Source organism: Aquabacter cavernae (genome assembly GCF_003993795.1).
Lineage (GTDB): Bacteria > Pseudomonadota > Alphaproteobacteria > Rhizobiales > Xanthobacteraceae > Aquabacter > Aquabacter cavernae.
This window is the reverse complement of the sequence record NZ_RWKV01000008.1, coordinates 1458738-1478548: the sequence shown is the minus strand read 5'-3', so window position 1 is coordinate 1478548 and position 19811 is coordinate 1458738. Positions and strand designations below refer to the sequence as shown.

Annotated in this window: 17 protein-coding genes and 1 tRNA gene; 6 read left to right on the top strand and 12 right to left on the bottom strand. The window is 67.5% G+C overall.

Annotated features, from left to right (window positions below; genetic code table 11):
- Positions 1 to 169: 169 nt before the first annotated feature.
- Together ribB and aroC are read right to left on the bottom strand one after the other, a co-directional pair.
- Positions 170 to 1480 (bottom strand): 3,4-dihydroxy-2-butanone-4-phosphate synthase, encoded by a 1311-nt coding sequence (ribB, locus tag EJJ38_RS11460; RefSeq protein WP_127090182.1) that lies wholly within the window; start codon positions 1478 to 1480, stop codon positions 170 to 172.
- A 68-nt stretch (positions 1481 to 1548) separates the two neighbouring features.
- Complete coding sequence (gene aroC / locus EJJ38_RS11455) at positions 1549 to 2661, bottom strand: chorismate synthase (RefSeq protein WP_127090181.1); 1113 nt, start codon at positions 2659 to 2661, stop codon at positions 1549 to 1551.
- A 151-nt stretch (positions 2662 to 2812) separates the two neighbouring features.
- Here aroC and EJJ38_RS11450 point away from each other — a divergent pair, with 151 nt between their 5' ends.
- Positions 2813 to 4126: a hemolysin family protein gene (locus EJJ38_RS11450; RefSeq protein WP_127090180.1), complete on the top strand. Its 1314-nt coding sequence runs from the start codon at positions 2813 to 2815 to the stop codon at positions 4124 to 4126.
- A gap of 284 nt (positions 4127 to 4410) precedes the next feature.
- On the opposite strand, the gene EJJ38_RS11445 is transcribed toward EJJ38_RS11450, so the two are convergent.
- From EJJ38_RS11445 to fabI, 4 genes are read right to left on the bottom strand one after another with little or no spacing between them, the layout of a single operon-like run.
- Positions 4411 to 4995, bottom strand: a complete 585-nt coding sequence (locus EJJ38_RS11445; RefSeq protein WP_127090179.1) for a histidine phosphatase family protein — start codon at positions 4993 to 4995, stop codon at positions 4411 to 4413.
- Positions 4992 to 5387, bottom strand: coding sequence for a hypothetical protein (locus tag EJJ38_RS11440; RefSeq protein ID WP_127090178.1), 396 nt, complete (start codon positions 5385 to 5387; stop codon positions 4992 to 4994). Before EJJ38_RS11440 ends, EJJ38_RS11445 begins: the two co-directional genes overlap by 4 nt.
- A gap of 59 nt (positions 5388 to 5446) precedes the next feature.
- Positions 5447 to 5929 carry a hypothetical protein gene (locus EJJ38_RS11435; protein ID WP_127090177.1) on the bottom strand — a complete coding sequence of 161 codons (483 nt, stop codon included), beginning with the start codon at positions 5927 to 5929 and terminating at the stop codon, positions 5447 to 5449.
- Positions 5930 to 5958: 29 nt separating this feature from the next.
- Positions 5959 to 6786 (bottom strand): enoyl-ACP reductase FabI, encoded by an 828-nt coding sequence (gene fabI / locus EJJ38_RS11430; protein WP_245454195.1) that lies wholly within the window; start codon positions 6784 to 6786, stop codon positions 5959 to 5961.
- 143 nt (positions 6787 to 6929) lie between these two features.
- Here fabI and EJJ38_RS11425 point away from each other — a divergent pair.
- Positions 6930 to 7006 (top strand) — tRNA-Pro (locus tag EJJ38_RS11425).
- A gap of 178 nt (positions 7007 to 7184) precedes the next feature.
- Here EJJ38_RS11425 and EJJ38_RS11420 read toward each other — a convergent pair.
- The 4 genes from EJJ38_RS11420 to EJJ38_RS11405 all read right to left on the bottom strand — a co-directional run bounded on the left by EJJ38_RS11420 (position 7185) and on the right by EJJ38_RS11405 (position 12581).
- A complete protein-coding gene (locus EJJ38_RS11420) occupies positions 7185 to 9251 on the bottom strand; it encodes a methyl-accepting chemotaxis protein (protein WP_127090176.1) in 2067 nt (688 codons plus the stop codon).
- A 144-nt stretch (positions 9252 to 9395) separates the two neighbouring features.
- Positions 9396 to 9932 carry a hypothetical protein gene (locus EJJ38_RS11415; RefSeq protein WP_127090175.1) on the bottom strand — a complete coding sequence of 179 codons (537 nt, stop codon included), beginning with the start codon at positions 9930 to 9932 and terminating at the stop codon, positions 9396 to 9398.
- Between the two features lie 133 nt (positions 9933 to 10065).
- Positions 10066 to 11211: an MFS transporter gene (locus EJJ38_RS11410; protein WP_127090174.1), complete on the bottom strand. Its 1146-nt coding sequence runs from the start codon at positions 11209 to 11211 to the stop codon at positions 10066 to 10068.
- The gene (locus EJJ38_RS11405; protein ID WP_205666139.1) at positions 11208 to 12581 is read right to left on the bottom strand and encodes an HdeD family acid-resistance protein; all 1374 of its coding nucleotides are present in this window, start codon (positions 12579 to 12581) and stop codon (positions 11208 to 11210) included. Before EJJ38_RS11405 ends, EJJ38_RS11410 begins: the two co-directional genes overlap by 4 nt.
- 224 nt (positions 12582 to 12805) lie before the next feature.
- Here EJJ38_RS11405 and EJJ38_RS11400 point away from each other — a divergent pair, with 224 nt between their 5' ends.
- A complete protein-coding gene (locus EJJ38_RS11400; protein WP_127090173.1) occupies positions 12806 to 13051 on the top strand; it encodes a hypothetical protein in 246 nt (81 codons plus the stop codon).
- 48 nt (positions 13052 to 13099) lie between these two features.
- Here EJJ38_RS11400 and mgtE read toward each other — a convergent pair whose 3' ends face one another.
- The gene (gene mgtE / locus EJJ38_RS11395; RefSeq protein WP_127090172.1) at positions 13100 to 14464 is read right to left on the bottom strand and encodes a magnesium transporter; all 1365 of its coding nucleotides are present in this window, start codon (positions 14462 to 14464) and stop codon (positions 13100 to 13102) included.
- Between the two features lie 104 nt (positions 14465 to 14568).
- The gene (locus tag EJJ38_RS11390; protein WP_127090171.1) at positions 14569 to 15180 is read right to left on the bottom strand and encodes a carbonic anhydrase; all 612 of its coding nucleotides are present in this window, start codon (positions 15178 to 15180) and stop codon (positions 14569 to 14571) included.
- Positions 15181 to 15633: 453 nt separating this feature from the next.
- On the opposite strand from EJJ38_RS11390, the gene urtA reads away from it, so the two are divergent.
- The 3 genes from urtA (at position 15634) to urtC (ending at position 19806) form a co-directional block, all read left to right on the top strand.
- Positions 15634 to 16947: an urea ABC transporter substrate-binding protein gene (gene urtA / locus EJJ38_RS11385; protein ID WP_127090170.1), complete on the top strand. Its 1314-nt coding sequence runs from the start codon at positions 15634 to 15636 to the stop codon at positions 16945 to 16947.
- Positions 16948 to 17050: 103 nt separating this feature from the next.
- Positions 17051 to 18682: an urea ABC transporter permease subunit UrtB gene (gene urtB, locus EJJ38_RS11380; RefSeq protein WP_420836875.1), complete on the top strand. Its 1632-nt coding sequence runs from the start codon at positions 17051 to 17053 to the stop codon at positions 18680 to 18682.
- Complete coding sequence (gene urtC, locus EJJ38_RS11375; RefSeq protein ID WP_127090169.1) at positions 18679 to 19806, top strand: urea ABC transporter permease subunit UrtC; 1128 nt, start codon at positions 18679 to 18681, stop codon at positions 19804 to 19806. Before urtB ends, urtC begins: the two co-directional genes overlap by 4 nt.
- The last annotated feature ends 5 nt before the right edge of the window (positions 19807 to 19811 follow it).

The window sequence follows — 19811 nt, the reverse complement described above, 5'->3', positions numbered from 1 at the left end:
CGGCTTTGCCCCCTCCCAACCCTCCCCCGCAAGCGGGAGAGGGCTTTCCGCGCCGGGATTTGGGGCCTGCTAAGGCTCTAACGCACCGAAGTCGGAAGCATCCGACTTCGGTGCGGGCGAAGGCGAGGGAAGGGGGAGCGACGTAATCCGTGTGATGCCAAACAGGCTCTCAGGCATCGAGGCTTTCGGTCTCCACGATCTCGATGCCGAAGCCGCCGAGGCCCACATAGGTGCGGGCCTTGGAGGCCAGCAGGCGGATGGAGACCACGCCGAGGTCGCGCAGGATCTGGGCGCCCAGGCCCACCTCCCGCCAGTGGCGGTCGCGCTCGGCCTCGCTGGCGCTCTTTTCCGACTGGCCCACGGCGGTGGCGGGTACGCCCGCCGTGCCGTCGCGCAGATAGACCAGGACGCCCCGGCCTTCCGCATGGATGAGTTCCAGTGCCCGCTGCACGGTCTTGGCGCCGCCGAAGGCGTCGGCGATGGGGTCCGCGCGGTGCAGGCGCACCAGCACATTCTCGCCGTCGCCGATGCGGCCATGCACCACCGCCAGATGGTTTACGCTCTCGAACGGCGTGACGAAGGAATAGCCCTTCATCTCGCCGATGACGGTGGGAACGGGGAATTCGGCCGAGCGGGACACCAGCTTCTCGCGCGCCTGGCGATAGGAGATGAGGTCCGCCACCGAGATGCGGTGCAGGCCGTGGGTCTCCGCGAAGGCGGTGACCTGGGGGCCGCGCTGGACGGTGCCGTCGTCATTCACCAGTTCGGCGATGACGCCCACGGGCGGCAGGCCGGCGAGGCGGCACAGATCCACCGCCGCCTCGGTATGGCCGGAGCGGATCAGCACGCCGCCTTCCTTGGCGATGAGCGGGAAGATGTGGCCGGGCCGCACGAAGTCGGCGGCGCCCATATTGGGATTGGCGAGGGCGCGCACCGTGTTGGTGCGCTCTTCCGCCGAAATGCCGGTGGTGGTGCCGTGGCGCACGTCCACCGAGACGGTGAAGGCGGTGCCCATGGGCGCGTCATTGTTGGCCACCATGGGCTCCAGCCGCAGGCGCTTGGCCTCGGACGGGGGCAGGGGCGTGCAGACGATGCCGGACGTGTTGCGGATCACGAACGCCATCTTCTCCGGCGTCGCGAGGGAGGCGGCGAGGATGAGGTCGCCTTCATTCTCACGATCATCGTCGTCGGTGACGACCACGATCTCGCCCCGGGCGATGGCTTCGATGGCGGTCTGGACGCGGGATTGGGCGGTATCGGTCACGGGAACACCTCGGATGCTGGGCGGGGCCAGGCCAAGAAGATCATTGGGCGTGACGGCATGGCCGGTCGCCAGCGCGATGCGCTCGGCGGTCTCGCGCGAGACCCAGGCGCGCGCATCGTTGCACAGGGCCGTCACGCTGGCAGGGGAGAGGCCCACCTGCCGGGCGAAGGCGCTGCGCGTCGTGCCGGTGTTGGACAGCCACTCCGTCAGCTTCATGACGGGCTTTTAGCATGCAGCCAATTTCATTGGTACTGAAAAGAGGCTGGTTTTCAGTGATACTGAAATCACGGCTCCGCAGGCCAGCGGGGCGTCGTGCCCACCTGCCCGCGATGGCGCAGGGCATGGTCCGCGAGGACGCACCACAGCATGGCCTCGCCCACGGGCACGGCGCGGATGCCCACGCACGGGTCGTGGCGGCCCTTGGTGAAGATCTCCGCCTCGGCGCCGAACTTGTCCACCGTGTGGCGCGGCGTCAGGATGGAGGAGGTGGGCTTCACCGCGAAGCGCGCCACGATGGGCGCGCCGGTGGCGATGCCGCCCAGGATGCCGCCCGCATGGTTGGACATGAAGGCCGGGCGGCCTTCATTGCCGCGCCGCATCTCGTCCGCATTGGCCTCGCCCGTGAGGCGCGCGGCGTTGAAGCCCTCGCCGATCTCCACGCCCTTCACCGCATTGATGCTCATGAGGGCGCCGGCAATGTCCGCGTCCAGCTTGGCATAGATGGGCGCGCCGAGGCCCGGCGGCACGCCTTCCGCCACCAGCTCGATCACCGCGCCGATGGAGGAGCCCGCCTTGCGGATACCGTCCAGATACTCGGTCCAGACCGGCACCGTGCCGGGGTCCGGGCAGAAGAAGGGGTTGTTGCCCACTTCGTTCCAGTCCCAGCGGTCGCGGTCGATGGCGATCTCGCCGATCTGCACCAGCGCGCCGCGCACGGTGACGCCGGGCAGCACCTTGGCGGCCAAAGCCCCGGCCGCCACCCGCGTCGCGGTCTCGCGCGCCGAGGAGCGGCCGCCGCCGCGATGGTCGCGGATGCCGTATTTGGCGTCATAGGCATAGTCGGCATGGCCCGGCCGGTAGCTGCCGGCAATGTCCGCATAATCCTTGGAGCGCTGGTCCACATTCTCGATGAGCATGGCGACGGGGGTGCCGGTTGTCACAAGCCCGCCGTCCGCGTGGGGCAAGGTGCCGGAGAGGATGCGGACCTCGTCCGGCTCGCGCCGCTGGGTGGTGAAGCGCGAGGTGCCGGGCCGCCGCCGGTCCAGGGCCTCCTGGATCTCGTCCTGGGTGAAGCGCAGGCCGGGGGGGCAGCCGTCCACCACGCAGCCGATGGCCGGGCCGTGGCTTTCCCCGAACGTGGTGACGCGAAACAGATGCCCGAAGGTGTTGAACGACATGCGCCTCGATCCGATCTGGCCGCCTTCGGCAGGCTCTGTGGTGGTCTAGAGGAAAGCGCACCAAAGTTGAAGGCGCCCGATTCCATTGCCCGCTTCGCCCAAGCGCCACTTCTCGTGATATGAGAGAGCCAGAAAGGCCCCCAAACTCGCCATGCCCGTCCTCGAAATTCTGATCGTTCTTTTCCTCGTTTTGCTCAATGCGGTGCTTGCCGCTGCGGAATTGTCCATCGTCTCCGCCCGCGCCGCCCGGCTGCGGCCAAAGGCCGACCGGGGCCATGCGGGGGCCAAGGCCGCGCTCCTGCTGGGCGCCGAGCCCGGCCGCTTCCTGTCCACCGTCCAGATCGGCATTACCCTCATCGGCATCCTGGCCGGCGCCTTTTCGGGCGCGAGCCTGGGCGAATGGCTGGGCCGGGTGCTGGTGGATTTCGGCCTGCCCCACAATGCCGCCGATCCCATCGGCTATACGGTGGCGGTGGCGGGCATCACCTATATCTCGCTGGTGATCGGTGAGCTGATCCCCAAGCGGATGGCGCTGCGCAACCCCGAGCGCCTCGCCATGGTGCTCGCGCCGCTGATGATCAGCCTGTCCCGCGTGGCCGCGCCCGCCGTCTGGCTGCTGGATATCTCCACGCGCGCCGTGCTGCGCCTCATGGGCGGCGATTCCAAGGGCGAGGATGGCGTCACCGACGAGGAAATCCGCGCCATCATCGCCGAGGCGGAAGGCGCGGGCGTCATCGATCCGGCCGAACGCAAGATGATTTCCGGCGTCATGCGCCTCGCCGACCGTCCCGTCACCGCCATCATGACGCCGCGCCCCGACGTGGAATGGGTGGATGTGACTGCCAGCCCCGACGAGATCCGTCAGGCGCTGCTGGACGCCCCCCACAGCCGCATGCCCGCCTGCGAAAAGTCCCCCGAGGAGACGCTGGGCGTCATCCAGGCCAAGCGCCTGCTCAACGCCTATCTGAAGGGCGAGACGCCGGACCCGCGCGCCTTCGTGGAGCCCGTGCCTTTCCTGGTGGAGACCGTGGGGGCGCTGGAGGCCATGCGCGTGCTGCGCGGGGCCGAGGTGCCCATGGGCATCGTGGTGGACGAGTATGGCGACATGGTCGGCGTGGTCACGGGCTATGACCTGCTCATCGCCATCACCGGCTCCATCACCGAGGCCCAGCATGTGCACGAGCGCCATGTGGTGGAGCGCCAGGACGGCTCGCTGCTGATCTCCGGCGAAACCCCGGTGGACGAACTGCGCGACGTGCTGGACGCCGATTTGCCCCAGGACGGCAGCTATCACACGCTGGCGGGCTTCGCTTTGTCTCGGTTCAAGGAATTGCCGGAAGTGGGCGCCATGTTCGACGCCCATGGCTGGCGCTTCGAGATCGTGGACATGGACGGGCGGCGCATCGACAAGCTGCTGGCCTACCGCCCCCCGGTCCTGCACCGGCAGAAGGTGGGCGGGGGCTGATCCCGTCCGGCAGGGGAGGCGGCTTGGCTTTCCCGTTCGGTATCGGCGGCTTCGGTCGGATCGACCTTCAAGCCGTCTTGCCGGCTTTTCTAAGCAGAGACCGTCATGGCCGGGCTTGTCCCGGCCCTCCACGGGGCTCCGCCGGTACGCGCTCGACACAGAGGCGTGGATACCCGGGACAAGCCCGGGCATGACGGGCCTTAAAGGGCTTCGCTCCGTCCATCGCTCTGAATGACGATCGGTCAGGTCATTCCGGCGTGCGCGCCGCGCCCGCCTGCCCGCCGTCAGTCCGCCACCTCGAAGCTTCCGCCGGACAGCACATAGATGGCGCCCTGGCGGATGGGGACCAAGGCGGCCTCGCCCTGCGGCATGCCGGCCTTGGCATGGAGCAAAGCGCGGATGACGCCGCCATGGGTCACCACCACGGAATCGGCGGTCAGCCGGTCGATGGCGGCGCCCGCGCGCGCCATGAGTTCCGCATAGCTTTCCCCGCCCGGCGGGGCGAAATGCCAGGGGTCGCGATCCCGCGCGATCACGTCGCCCTCATGGCGGCGGCGCAACTGCGGCCAGGTGTGGCCTTCCCAGCGGCCGAAGGAGAGTTCCCGCAAATCGTCGTCATGGACGAAATCCGCCACCGGCAGGTCCAGCGTGGTGCGCAGGATGCGCATGGTCTCCACCGCCCGCGAGAGCGGGCTGGAGACGTAATGGAGCGGCGCCACCGCGCCGCCCACCATCTGGCTCAGCACCCGCCCCACTTCGGCGGCCTGGATGCGTCCCAGCGCGTTGAGGGCGATGTCGCGGGTGCCCTGGAGGCGGCCCGCAATGTTCCAGTCGGTTTCGCCGTGGCGGACCAGGAAGAGCCGGTTCATCGCGCGGGCAATGTCAGAGTGTGGGTGTACCACTGGCCGACGGGCGGGTAGGTCACCTTGATGACGGCCTGGCCGGAGCCCGTGCCGGTCACGATGGTTCCCTGCATCCGCTGGCCCTCGCACACCAGATAGCCATAGTCGGTTCCCGTCACCACGAAGCTGCCGGGGCGGATGGAGAGGGTGACGCCGGGAGACGCGCTCACCACGCTGATGTCGGGCGCGCCCAGATTGGTGCATTGCTGGTTGGCGGTGCCGGCGGCGAACAGCACGCCGTCGCTTCCCCCGCCCGTATAGAAATTCACCACATAGGCGTCGGGGTCGTTGTCCACGCGGGCGGAGGCGGCGGTGACGGCGCAGGCCAGCAGGCCCGCGGCCCCGATCAGGCCCCGCATTCCCCTCGAAAGCCGGTGTCCCGCCATCCGGATCTCCCCTCCCGTCGGCGCAGCCGGGCCTATCTGCCCGGCACAGTCACCATATGATCATACCACGCACCGAGATGCGGGTAAGTCACGCGCACCACGAACTGCATGCCGCCCTTGGGCGGACGGCCCGCGAGCCGCACCACGGCGCCGCTCACCGGGCGGCCCAGGCAGAAAGTGGAGCCCGCATCGGTGCCGGTGGCGACGAAGGTGCCGGGCGAAACCACCACCTTGCCCTTGGCCGGGGGCTTGATGACGGAGATCACCGGGCGCTGCTCGGCCTGGCAGAGGAAATCCACCGTGGCCGCGCCGAAGAGGATGCCGTTGCCGGAGCCGGTCACATAGGCGATCCGGGATTCGGAGGGCGTGACATAGTTCGGGAACATGGCGCCGCCCGGACCGAAGACGCGGTCGCGCAGGGGGTATTCCTGGAGGCTGGGCGGGCTCTGGGCGAACGCGGCGCCCGCCCCCACGGAGAGCAGCGCTGCGACGAGAGCGATCTTCAGGCAGCGCATGGTCCGGTCTCCGTCAATGACGCATCAGGTCAGTCGCGCACCAGCGCCAGGTCCGGCGCGTCGGGGTGCTTCATGCCGACGATATGATAGCCCGCATCCACATGATGTACCTCCCCCGTCACACCCCGCGAGAGATCGGACAGGAGATAGACGCCCGTGTCGCCCACTTCCTCGGTGGTGACGGTGCGGCGCAGCGGCGAGTTCAGCTCGTTCCATTTCAGGATGTAGCGGAAATCGCCGATGCCGGACGCCGCCAGCGTCTTGATGGGACCGGCGGAGATGGCGTTGACGCGGATATTCTTCGGGCCGAGGTCGGCGGCCAGATAGCGCACGCTGGCCTCCAGCGCCGCCTTGGCGACGCCCATGACGTTGTAGTGGGGCATCCACTTCTCGGCGCCGTAATAGGTCAGCGTGAGCAGCGAGCCGCCGTCCGTCATCAGCTTCTCGGCGCGCTGGGCCAGCGCGGTGAAGGAGAAGCAGGAGATGAGCATTGTCTTGGAGAAATTGTCCGCCGTCGTGTCCACGTAGCGGCCGTCCAGCTCGTCCTTGTTGGAGAAGGCGATGGCGTGGACCAGGAAGTCCAGCTTGCCGAACAGCTTCTCCGTTTCGGCGAACACCGCGTCCATGGTGGCGGGCTCGGTGACGTCGCAATGGCCCACCAGATGGGCGCCCAGTTCGTTCGCCAGCGGCTCCACGCGCTTCTTCAGCGCCTCGCCCTGATAGGTGAGGGCGATGTCCGCGCCCTGGGCCCGCGCCGCCTTGGCGATGCCGTAGGCGATGGAGCGGTTGTTGGCGATGCCGAGGATCAGCCCGCGCTTTCCCGTCATGAGATTGCCGGTGCTGCCGTGGTTCGCCATTTGCCTGAACTCCTGAAAATCCATTTTGCCCGTGACGGGGCGCGGCCTCCTATCGCATGCGGGCGATGGGGGTTCAAGCGACGGCGTGCAAGATCGGCCTTGCCTCCCGCCAGCGACGCATGCTAGAGGCTCCGTCCTCAGTTCGGAGTGTAGCGCAGCCTGGTAGCGCACCACGTTCGGGACGTGGGGGTCGCAGGTTCAAATCCTGCCACTCCGACCATTCAGACGCCGTCAAGGCGTCCCCCCAGTCCCCCCGAGAAATCCTCACCTGACGATCGATCCGCCGCCCCATGGGCCGAGGCGGCCTGTGCCGATTCGGCGCACCGGCGATTCGGGCGTGCGCCGAATCAAAAGGGCGCCACGCGGGCGCCCTTTCGCGTGACGTTGGGTCAGTAGAATCAGGCGGCGCGGATGCGCGTCACGAAGCTGTCGGTGGCGTTGCGCAGGTCCGAGGAGGTGCGCGACAGTTCCGAGGAGGCTTCGAGCACCTGGCTCGCCGCGCTGCCGGTCTCGGCGGCGGTGCGGGAGACTTCCACCATGTTGCTGGTGGCCCCGCGCGCGCCGTCCGACGCCTTGGAGATGGAGTTGGCGATCTCCTGGGTGGCGGCGGACTGCTGGGTGACCGCGGAGGCGATGGAGCCGGCGATCTGGCTGATGTCGCCGATGGTCCGCGCGATGTCGGAAATGGCCTTCACGGCCTCGTCCGTGGCGCTCTGGACCGTGGAGATCTGGGCCTCGATCTCGGCGGTGGCCTTGGCGGTCTGGTCCGCGAGGTTCTTCACCTCGCTCGCCACCACCGCGAAGCCCCGTCCCGCCTCGCCCGCGCGCGCCGCCTCGATGGTGGCGTTGAGGGCCAGCAGGTTGGTCTGGCCGGCAATGTTGGTGATGAGGCTGAGGATGTCGCCGATGCGCCGCGCCGCTTCCAGCAGGCGGGTGATCTTGCCGGCGGCGTCGTTGGCCTCCCGCACGGCGACGCCCGCGATGCGGGTGGATTCGTGCACCTGGGAGCCGATCTCGTCCACGGAGGCGGACAATTCCTCTGCGGCGGCGGCCACCGTCTCCACCATGGTGGCGGCCATCTGGGCCGCCTCGGAGGCTTCGCCAGACCGGTGCGAGGTGCTCTCGGCCATGCCCGCCATGGCGCGGGCGGAGGCCTGGAGTTCCTCGGACGTGGCCGAGACGGCGCCGGCGATGCGGCCCACCGCGCGGTCCAGTTCATCCGCCACTTCCTGGAAGGCGACGCGCCGGTCGCTCTCCATCTTCTCGCGCATGGCGCCCTGCTCGTGCTGGAGGCGCACCATCTCGATGGAATTGTTGCGCAGCACCTCCACGGCGCGGCCGATCTCGCCGATCTCGTCCTTGCGCTCCAGGCCCACCACCTTCACGTCCAGCACGCCCTTGGCGATCTTCTCGATGTCCACCGCCATGACGCGGATGGGCTGCACCACCCGGCGGGTGATGAAGATGGCGAAGCCGATGACCACCAGCAGGATGACGGCGCACAGCGCCATGGCGCCGATGAAGCCGGTGCGCGCGTTCGCGATATGGGCATCCGACATGATGTCGGCGGCGGCGAAGGCGGCATCCCGCGGCGCGAGGGCGGCGAGCAGCGCCGGGCGGGCGCGCCCGCGCCAGGCGTCCACGGTCAGGGTGGGGGGCTTGCCGCTGAGCGCGGCCTGGAACACGTCCTTGGTTTCCGCGCCGAAGGCGGTGACGAATTCCGCATTGGCACGCTGTGCCGCGGCCTCGATGCCGGGCAGGCTGGCCAGTTCGCTCACCGAATGCTCCAGCATGGACCAGATGGCCCGCAACTGGCCTTCATAGAGGTAGAACTGCTCCACCTGGCCGGGGGTCAGGGGCTTGGGGTTGCCCAGATAGCTGGTGAGCAAGGTGGAGCGGCGCCCGCCAATGTCGCGCATCATCAGCGACAGGCGCGCCATGGCCGCGAGGCGGCCGATTTCCGGATTGTTGTCGCTCACCTTCAGTTCCAGCGTGTCGGACAGGCGGCTGATGGCCCCGAGCAGGTTGGTGGTGTCGGTGATGTAGCGCGGACCGCTGTCCGGCGCCCGCTGGGACAGCGGCTTGACGATCTGCGCGTCGGCCAGCGCACGGGCGGCGGCCACGCCGGCGGTGATCTTGGCGAAGGCCTCGTCCACCATCTTGCCTTCCGCCCCGTCCAGGGCGGACTTGGTGGCGGCGACGGCGGCAAGCGATTCATCGGAGCGCTGGAGGTTCGGCCTGGCGGCGGCGGCCCCTTCGGCCAGCAGGAGCTGATTGTAATCGCCCCGCTCCATGGAGAGCCGCTCGCTGAGATAGGCGAGATTGGCCAGCACCTCCATCAGTTCCTGGGCCGTGGCCGCCTGCTGCCATTTGCGCCATTCGCCGACGGCGAACACCACGCCGCCCGCCAGAGCGACGGCACCGATGAGTGAGATAGAAAGAAGAAACAGGCCGCGCACGCGCATTAGGAGCCCCCTCCGGATCGGGCCATGCCCGAAAACCTTAAGAGCGCTACGTGGGGTTGCTTGCGCGGAGCTTAAGCAGAAAGTCGAACGCACCCACAAAAAACCCGCCCGGAAGCCCCGGGCGGGTTGAAGAGGGGTTGGATCTCACCAGCCGCAGTGCAGGCCGCCATAGGGGCCGCGCCAGCAATGGCCGCCATAACCGGGCCCCACCCACCAGTCGATGAACAGGCTCGCGGACTGCCCGGACACCGGGGCCTCGGGGCTGAGCACCTTGATGGTGTAGGTGAGCGTATCGCCGGACAGGACCGGGTCGGTCAGTTCCACCACGGACACCTTGGAGGTGCCGTCCTTGGTCACCGAGAGGGTGGCGTTGGGCGGATCCTTCTGGAAATTGTCCTTGCCCTGGTTCCAGAAGCTCACGAACTTCGTGGTGGCGGTGTCGCCGGTCATCCGCTCGGGGCGGTCGGTGAACATCACCGTCTGGGGCGCCACGCCCTTCAGCACCAGCTTGTTGCCATCGACCGTGGCGTTATCGGCGGTCTGGACGAACAGCCAGTTGGCCGCGGGCATGGGAACCTGCGCGACGGCATTGTCGGCCGCCATGGCCGGAACGGCGGCGGTGGCCAGCGTGCCCGCGATCAGGGCCGCACTCAACCAAGTCTTGCTCAGTGAAGTCTTCATGGGAGCCTCCCAACGTCTTGTGACGGGGCGGACCCTAGCAGGCTCCCAATAAAAGAAAATATCCGGATGCCTCCATTACTGTAATTTAACAGTCCTGGATGAATTCCATGTAATGTTCGCGGGTTCGACTATTTCACGCCTGCCGCTTGAGGAAGATGGCGGCCAAAGCGAACGCGCCGCAGGCGATGGCGGCCACATAGGCGAGGCCGTGCACGAAGGCCTGCATGGCAATGCCCGCCGCCAGCGGCCCCACCAGGGCGCCGCCGCCCCAGACCAGCCCCATGACCGCATAGATGCCCACAAGCTCGCCGCCCTTGAAGCGCGAGCCCACCACGGTGAGCATGATGGTGGCAACGCCCACGAACGAGCCACCCCACACGAAGAGCAGGGCATAGGCGGCCCATTCATGGCCCATGGTGAGCGGCCAGAGCACGGCGCCGATGGTGGCGATGACGGCGAGGATGATCACCAGACGGCGCCGGTCCATATGGTCGCCCAGCCAGCCGATGGGCAGCTGCAGCAGGATGGCGCCCACCATCATGCAGGTGATGAGGCGGGTGGCGTCACCCTCGCTCCAGCCCACATTCACCGCATAGATGGCGAGGAAGGACAGGCCCGCCGCCTCCAGCGCCGCGTTCAGCAGGGTGGCGGACAAAGCGAGGGGCGCAAGGCGCATATAGTGGATGGGATTGGAGTGGGACGGCTCCTCGAAGACCGGGGCCTTCACCTTGGGGGAGGCGACGAACAAGGCGGAGAACAGCGCGAGGCCCGCACCCACCGCATAAGGCAGCGCGCCGGCCGTGCCGATGAGCGAGAGGATGAGCGGCCCCGAGGCGAAGCCCACGGACAGCGCGGCCGTGTAGGTGGCCATGGCGCGGGCGCGGGTCTTCTCGGTGCTCAGGCTGTTGATCCAGGTTTCCGAGAGCACGAACAGGGTCTCGGAGGCGACGCCCAGGATGAAGCGCAGCGGGAACCACAGCCACACCGCCGGCATGAGGGGGAAGCCCATGAGGGTGACGGCGGCGAGCGCCAGGGCCGCGAGGATCAGCTTGCGCGCGCCGAACATGGCGACGATGCGCGGCAGCACCATTGCGGTGGCGAGGATGCCCACCGCATGCATGGCGGCATTGGCGCCGATGACCGCCTCGCTCAGTCCCTTCTCCGCAAGGTCCAGCGCGATCAGCGTCGCGCTGAGACTGTAGGTGAGGCCGAACATCATCGCCGTGGCGATGACCGCTCCCCGAGACAGGATGTTGGCACCGGAGGTCGTCTCGGTCACGGCACGGGTTCCTTGCTGGGCGTGGAAAGGTCGGCGTGGAACGTGTCGTCGCGCGGGGTATCGGACCCGCGCAGGATGCGGCCGAACATGTGGAAGGCGCCCTTCAGGCGGTCCGTCCAGGTCAGGTCCTGGCGCTCCACGATGCGGTGGAGGGCGCGCGCATAGTCCAGCGCGTAGCCCGGCGTCCAGGTCATGGTCTCGGCCCGCTGGCGCAGCAGCACCGCCACCCACAGGTCGGGATTGCACAGCAGCCGGATGAGGCGGGCCCAGGGATAGTTGGAGGCGAGCGAGCCTTCCAGCGCCGCATCCAGGGCCGAGGCCACCGCCACCGAGCAGTTGCGGTTGGTGAGGTTGTAGGTGTTTTCCTGCCGGTAGCCCGCCCAGAAGGCGCGCAGCCGGCGCAGGCTGTAATTGCGGAAGGGGACGCTGGAATCCGCCTCGCACCAGCCGGCGGCCTCCTCCTCGTAGGACGGGAGGAGACGGCCGGGCATGTCGTTTTCCTTCGTGGCCCGGAACATGGCCATGAAGTCCCCGGAGGAGCGGTCGATCTCCACGGCGGGATAGTGGCTGATATAGACGCCCGGCGCCTGGAGCGCGGCATGGCCCGTGGAGATGACGCCGTTCTTGTCCACGGCGGCGATGTAGCGGTCCAGCAGCGGGCGGCGCTGGGCAACGTCCGCCGAGCCCACCGGCGTCCAGACGCGCACGATCATGGGCGCCTCGGGCTTGGGCTCGTCCTCCAGGCCGATGAGGACCGGGGCGTTGTCATACCATTGGCGCTTGCCGAACATGGGCAGCGCCAGGATGGCCACTTCCGGCTCCAGGCTCTTCAGGGAAAAGCTCATGCGCAGCAGCACCCAGCCCGACAGCATGAGGCTGAGGCTGACGCAGAACGGGATATTCTTCTCGCGCGGGATGGGCCAGTCGCTGATGATGAGCGCGGCGAGGACGAATTCCAGCACGCCGAACACCACCACCGACTTCCAGGCGGCATAGCGCAGGGCATTGGCCGTGAGGATGCGCAGGATGCCGTCCACGATGAAGGCGGCGGCGAACAGGCTGGTCACCGCAAGGTCGTTGCGCACCGGGAAGTCGAGGATCAGGGCGGCGAACAGGAGCAGCACGGACGCCCGGAACAAAGTGAGCCAGCTTTTCATGCCGCCGGCGACGCTGGAGAAGGCGAGGCCCGCCTGGATCACGAAGATGACGCCGAAGGCCTGGGTGGCGAACAGCGTCACGCCGTCGGCCGCATCGACGATGATGGCAATGCCGATGAGGGTCAGGACCGCTCCCAGGATGGCCACCACATGCCAGTGGCGACGAAGGGAATCCGAACCAATCAGAAGAAAGGCAAGCTGCCCCACCGGCATCAATCCTCAAACGATGATGACCTTCCTAGTTCAACGCGCGGATTCGGCCAAGTGTCTTTCAGCCACGTCTCTTCGGGTTGCTGGAAGGCGGGAAATATTAGGAAAGAAAAAGGCGGCGGGCCGTCACGGCCTGTGCTGCGCTGGCCCGGTCCCGGGGAACTGCCGCGCCGGTACGGCGGTTACTCGGTCCGGGTAGGCAGGGCGCACAATTCAAGGAGAACGCCATGGCAGAGGCGGATATGGAGCGGCTGAAGGCCGACGCGACGGGAAATACCGGCCTGAGCGAGGTGCTGGGGGAGGCCGTGGCGGACTTCGCGACCGCCGAGGATGCGGTGGCGTTCCTGGCGAGCCGCGGGTTCGACGTTTCCGTGCGGGAATTGTCCCTGGCTGCCGCCGCGGCGGCGCGGGACCTGCCGCCGGACGGGGAGGGCGGCTATGGCGCGCTCATGCGCTTCATCGCCCGCCAGTGACGCCCCCCGCCGGGCTTTCGGCCCGGGCCTGGGCCCGGGCCGGAGGCGTCACAGGATGGTTCCGTGCAGGAACAGCCAGGCGACGCTGAAATAAATGACGATGCCGGTCACATCCACGAGCGTCGCCACGAAGGGGGCCGATGCGGTGGCCGGATCGAACCCGATCCGCTTCAGGATGAAGGGCAGCATGGAGCCCGACAGAGACCCGAAGGTGACGATGCCAACCAGCGCGACGCCGATGGTCACCGACAGAAGCACCCAGTGCTCGCCATAGTCGAAGATGCCCAGTTCCTGCCAGAGCGCGATGCGGACCACGCCGATCACGCCCAGGATGGAGCCGAGCACGATGCCCGTGGGCAGCTCGCGGAACGCCACCTTGTACCAGTCGCGCAGGCGCACCTGCTGCAGGGCGAGGGCGCGGATGATGAGCGAGGTGGCCTGCGAGCCGGAATTGCCGCCCGAACTCATGACGAGCGGAATGAACAGCGCCAGGACGATGGCCTTCTCCAACTCGTCGGAGAAGACCTGCATGGCGCTGGTGGTGAGCATTTCCGACAGGAACAGCACGCACAGCCAGCCGGCGCGCTTGTGGATCATCTCGCCGAAGCTGATCTGCAGGTAGGGCTCGTGGATGTGCTCCATGCCGCCCATGCGCTGCACGTCCTCGGTCTGCACGTCGATCATGGCGTCGATCATGTCGTCGAAGGTGCAGATGCCGATGATGTGGCCGGTGGTGTCCACCACGGGCACGGCCAGCATGTCGTATTTCGCGATCTGGCGGGCGACCTCGGAGCGGTCGGCCAGGGCATTGGCGGTGATGGGGGCGTAGCTGGGCGCCAGCGACAGCATCGCCGCCGCGGGATCGGCGGTGAGCAGCGCGCGCAGCTTCACCACATTCACCAGCTTCCGGGTGACCGGGTCCAGCAAATAGATGGCGTAGATGGTCTCGCGGGAGGATTCCACCTCGCGCAGATGGGTGAGGGTCTGCTCCACGGTCCAGTCGGACGGGACGCTGACGAACTCGGTGGTCATGATGCTGCCCGCGCTGTTGTGCGGGTAGGTGAGCAGGCGGTCGATGCTGGCGCGGGTCTCGGGCGTCAGCCGGTCCTTCAGCTCGGAGCGCTTGGGCTCGGGCAGCCAGCGCAGGATGTCCGCCACCCGGTCGCTGGACATCAGCTCCATCATGTCGGCCGCTTTCTCGGTCGAAAGCTCCTCCATGACCTCGCACGCCCACTCGAAGTCGGGCTGGTCCATCAGCTCCACGGCCCAGTCGCCGGGCAGCGTGCCGATGAACTGCACCGTTTCCTCCAGCGACTTCCCGTTCAGCAGCTCGACGATATCCGCCACATGGTGGGAGGCGAGCGTCTTGGGCGATGTGGCGATGGCGGCTGTGTCGATCGGATCCTGCTTCATCCCTCTCCCCCAATCACGCCCGCGTGATGCGGGCCTTGAGGGCACCCTTAGCCGGAAACCCGCTAACGTCGTGTGACGCTTTTCCGGCAGGCCGTCGCGGGGCGTCAGGCGTCGCGGAACACCCCGTCCGCGCCCATGACTTCGAGGCGGCCGGTGGCCACGCCGAAATAGGCGCCGTGCACGGCGAGGTCGCCGCTTTCCACGCGCTCGGCCACCCAGGGGAAGCTCTTCAGGTTGCCGATGGACAGGCGCACGCAGCAATGCTCGCAGAAACGCTGGCGCTCGTGCTCCGGCAGGTTCGCCTCCTGGGTCTGCCGCCGGGCTTCCTCGGCGATCTCGATCCAGTGGGCGACGAAGTCCTGCGCGCCGGGAGGGGCGCCCTGGAGCAGCGCGTTCACGCCGCCGCACTGGGCATGGCCCATCACCACGATGCGCTTCACCTCCAGCACGCGCACGGCGAATTCCAGCGCCGCGCTGGTGCCGTGATAATTGCTGTCCGGCTGATAGGGCGGCACGAGGTTCGCCACGTTGCGCGCCACGAACAGTTCGCCCGGGCCGGCATCGAAGATCATCTGGGGATCCACGCGGCTGTCCGAGCAGGCCACCACGAAGGTTTCCGGCTTCTGGCCGCGCGCCGCCAGGCGCTCGAAGACCGCCTTGTGGTCCGGCCAAGCCACGTCCCGGAACCGGCGGTAGCCGTCGATCAAATTGTCCATCACATCGAGCCTCGCACGCAGACGCCCATAAAAAAAGGCTCCATTGCGCCCGCGGTCAAGGTGGATGCGCTGCACAACGAAAGGACAGGCGCCGGTGCGCGGAACGCAACCCCCTGTGCCGCGTTAGGTCCATGACGAAAATGAACCGCAGGAGAATGTGATGCGCGGGCTTGTTCTTTGGTTTCTGGGCGTTCCTTTTTCCGTGATCGTCCTTCTATACCTGTTCAACGTGCTCTGAGCAGAGGCAGGGAGGGTGCGCGGGTTGCGGGCGCGAAAGGTCGTCTGCCTATGAATTGGGCAGAACATTCGCCATGTATGCCCGAATCCGACATTCCCCCCGTGCCGGTTGAGGGTCTGCCCGGCCGCACCCCAATGCGCGCCACTGTGGCATGACGCTTGCTCCGGGGATTTCAGCTGGCCGCGCGCCGGCATGAAAAACCACGGAGAGAGCGCATGCTCGGATTGCTGGGACGGGCCGCCAAAGGGCTGGGCGTCGGATTGGGGGCCCTGGCCGCGGTTGCGGCGGTGGCGGGAAGCATCGGCTCCGCCTCCGCGCAGGAAACGATCAAGGTCGGCATTCTCCATTCCCTGTCGGGAACCATGGCGATCAGCGAGACGACGCTGAAGAACGTCATGCTCATGCTGATCGAAGAGCAGAACAAGAAGGGTGGCGTGCTCGGCAAGAAGCTGGAGCCGGTGGTGGTGGATCCCGCCTCCAACTGGCCGCTCTTCGCCGAAAAAGCCCGCGAGCTGGTCACCAAGGACAAGGTGGCGGCTGTGTTCGGCTGCTGGACCTCGGTGAGCCGCAAGTCGGTTCTGCCGGTCTTCAAGGAGCTGAACTCGATCCTCTTCTACCCCGTCCAGTATGAGGGCGAGGAGAGCGAGCGGAACGTCTTCTATACCGGCGCCGCCCCCAACCAGCAGGCCATTCCCGCCGTGGAATACCTGATGAAGGAGGAGAAGGTGGAGCGCTGGGTGCTGGCGGGCACCGACTATGTCTATCCCCGCACCACCAACAAGATCCTCGAAGCCTTCCTGAAGTCCAAGGGCGTGAAGGCCGAGGACATCATGATCAACTACACGCCGTTCGGCCAGTCCGACTGGCAGACCATCGTCTCCGACATCAAGAAATTCGGCTCCGCCGGCAAGAAGACCGCCGTGGTCTCCACCATCAATGGTGACGCCAACGTGCCCTTCTACAAGGAACTGGCGAACCAGGGCATCAAGGCGACCGACATCCCGGTCGTTGCCTTCTCCGTGGGCGAGGAAGAACTCGCCGGCATGGACACGAAGCCCCTCGTCGGCCATCTGGCGGCGTGGAACTACTTCATGTCCATCAAGACCCCGGAGAACGACGCCTTCATCAAGCAGTGGCAGGCCTTCATGAAGAACCCGAAGGCGGTCACCAACGATCCCATGGAAGCCCATTATATCGGCTTCAACATGTGGGTTCAGGCGGTCACCAAGGCGGGCACCACCGATCCGGACAAGGTGATCGCGGCCCTGCCCGGCACCAAGCAGCCGAACCTGACCGGCGGCGTCTCCGAGATGCTCGCGAACCACCACATCACCAAGCCTGTCTTCATCGGCGAGATCGAGGAAGACGGCCAGTTCGACGTGGTGTGGAAGACCGAGAACCTCATCCCCGGCGAGGCGTGGTCGCCCCAGCTGGAAGGCTCGAAGTTCCTGGTCGCCGACTGGGTGAAGCTGAATTGCGGCAACTTCGACACCCAGAAGAACGTCTGCCTCGGCAGCGCCACCAAGTGAGAAACCGGCCCGCCGCTTCGGTGGCGGGCCGCCTTCCTCCTCGCAGCCGCCTCCGGGCGGCTCGTTTTATCGGTCGTGGCGGGGTCGTGTGGACATGCGGATCTTGAGAGCAACGCGCTCCGGCATCGTGTCGCTGGCGCTTCTGATGTTTGCCGGCATCCTGTTCCTCACCCCTGCGACCCCGGCCCGCGCCCAAGGCGCGGCAGCCGATCCCGCCGGCACGATCGCCCGCTTCGGCACCGACAGCTATGGCGACACGGAAGCCGCGCTGGGCGCCTTGTCCGTGTCCGGCGATCCACGCGCCTCCGAGATCGTCGAGGCGCTGCGCGACGGCCGCCTCCTGTTCGATCCCCAGACCAAGGCCGTCTTCCTGCGCAGCCCGGCGGGCGCGGTGACGGACGCCGCCACGGGCGCTGCGGTCGCCGCTCCCCCGGCGGGCCTGCGCCCGGTGCGCATGAACAACCGGGTGCGCCGCGCGGTGGATGCCGCCGCCGGCGCCCTCGCGCTCGTGAGCCCCGATCCCGCGAAACGGCTCGATGCCGCCGCCGCCGTCTTCAAGTCGCGGGACGCCGCCGCGCTGCCCGCGCTGGACGCGGCCATCGCCAAGGAAAGCGATGCGCGGGTGAAGACGGCGCTCGCGGAGGCGCGCGCGGTGCTCATCGTCGGCAATCCGTCCGTGGCCGAGGCCGAGCGCGTCGCCGCCGCCCGCCTCATTGCGGCGCGGGGCGACCAGGAGGCCCTGGCGGCCCTCTCCAATCTTCCGGCGGACAGCCCGGCCGCCGTGAAGCAGGCCGCCGCCGCCGGCATCGAGAGCATCAACAGCTCGCTCGCCATGTGGGCGGTGGCGCAGAATGTCTGGTACGGCCTGTCGCTGGGCTCCGTGCTGCTGCTGGCCGCCATCGGCCTCGCCATCACCTTCGGCGTCATGGGCGTCATCAACATGGCCCATGGCGAGATGGTGATGATCGGCGCCTACACCACCTTCGTGGTGCAGGAGGTGATCCGCACCAGCGCGCCCTTCCTGTTCGGCTGGTCGCTGGCCATCGCGCTGCCCTTGGCCTTCCTCGTGACCGCGCTGGTGGGCATCCTCATCGAGCGCACGGTCATCCGCTTCCTCTATGGCCGCCCGCTGGAAACGCTGCTCGCCACCTGGGGGATTTCGCTGATCCTCCAGCAGGCGGTGCGGTCCATCTTCGGCCCCACCAACAAGGAGGTGGGCGCCCCCTACTGGATGTCCGGCTCCTTCGATATCGGCCAGATGGCCATCACCTATAACCGGCTCTGGATCATCGTCTTCGCGCTGCTGGTCTTCTTCGCGCTGCTCCTCGTGCTCAAGCGCACCATGCTCGGCCTCTATGTGCGCGCCGTCACCCAGAACCGGCGCATGGCGGCGGCCATGGGCATCCGCACCGGCCGCATCGACGCGCTGACCTTCGGGTTCGGCTCGGGCATTGCGGGCATTGCCGGGGTGGCGCTCTCGCAGATCGACAATGTGAGCCCCAATCTCGGCCAGGGCTACATCATCGACAGCTTCATGGTGGTGGTGTTCGGCGGGGTGGGGAACCTCTGGGGCACGCTGGTGGCCGCCTTCGGCCTCGGCATCGCCAACAAGCTGCTGGAGCCCTTCGCGGGCGCGGTGCTGGGCAAGATCATCATTCTCGTCCTCATCATCCTGTTCATCCAGAAGCGCCCGCGCGGCCTGTTCGCGCTCAAGGGCCGGGCGGTGGAAGCATGAACGGCACCGGCTTCATCGACCGCAAGGGCTGGTTCTTCATCGCCATCGTGCTGGGGGCGGCGGTGCTTGTGCCGGTCGCCAACCTCATGGTGCCGGAGGGCAGCCCGCTCCACGTCTCCGACTATCTGGTGCCGCTGCTGGGCAAGTATCTGTGCTACGCGCTGCTCGCCGTGGCGGTGGATCTGGTCTGGGGCTATTGCGGCGTGCTCTCGCTCGGCCATGCCGCCTTCTTCGGGCTGGGCGGCTATGCCATGGGCATGTATCTCATGCGCCAGATCGGCCCGCGCGGCGTCTATGGAAACCCCATTCTGCCCGACTTCATGGTGTTCCTGAACTACAAGGAGCTGCCTTGGTTCTGGTGGGGGTTCGACTGGTTCCCCTTCGCCTTCGTGATGGTGCTGTTCGTGCCGGGGCTGCTGGCCTTCCTGTTCGGCTGGTTCGCCTTCCGCTCGCGCGTCACGGGCGTCTATCTGTCCATCATCACCCAGGCCATGACCTATGCGCTGATGCTGGCCTTCTTCCGCAACGACATGGGGTTCGGCGGCAATAACGGCCTCACCGACTTCAAGGACATCCTCGGCTTCTCCATCTCGGCGGACGGCACGCGGGCGGCCCTGTTCGCCGCCTCGGCGCTGGCGCTGGCGGGCGGCTATGTGCTGTGCCGGGCGCTGGTCACCTCCAAATACGGCAAGGTGCTGGTGGCGGTGCGCGATGCGGAAAGCCGCACGCGCTTCATGGGGTACCGGGTGGAGAATTATAAGCTGCTCTGCTGGACCCTTTCCGCCATGCTGGCGGGCGTCGCCGGGGCGCTCTATGTGCCCCAGGTGGGCATCATCAATCCGGGCGAGTTCGCGCCCGCCAATTCCATCGAGGCGGTGATCTGGGTGGCGGTGGGCGGACGCGGCACGCTTGTGGGCGCGGCGCTGGGCGCGGTGCTGGTGAATGCGGGCAAGACCTGGTTCACGGGCCTCTTGCCGGAAGCGTGGCTGTTCGCGCTGGGCGCCCTGTTCGTCCTCGTCACCCTGTTCCTGCCGCGCGGCGTGCTGGGCCTGTGGGACACCCTCGCCGCCAAGCGGGCCAAGCCCGCAGACACCGCCGTTCCGGCGGCCAAGCCCGCGGAGTGAGGCCG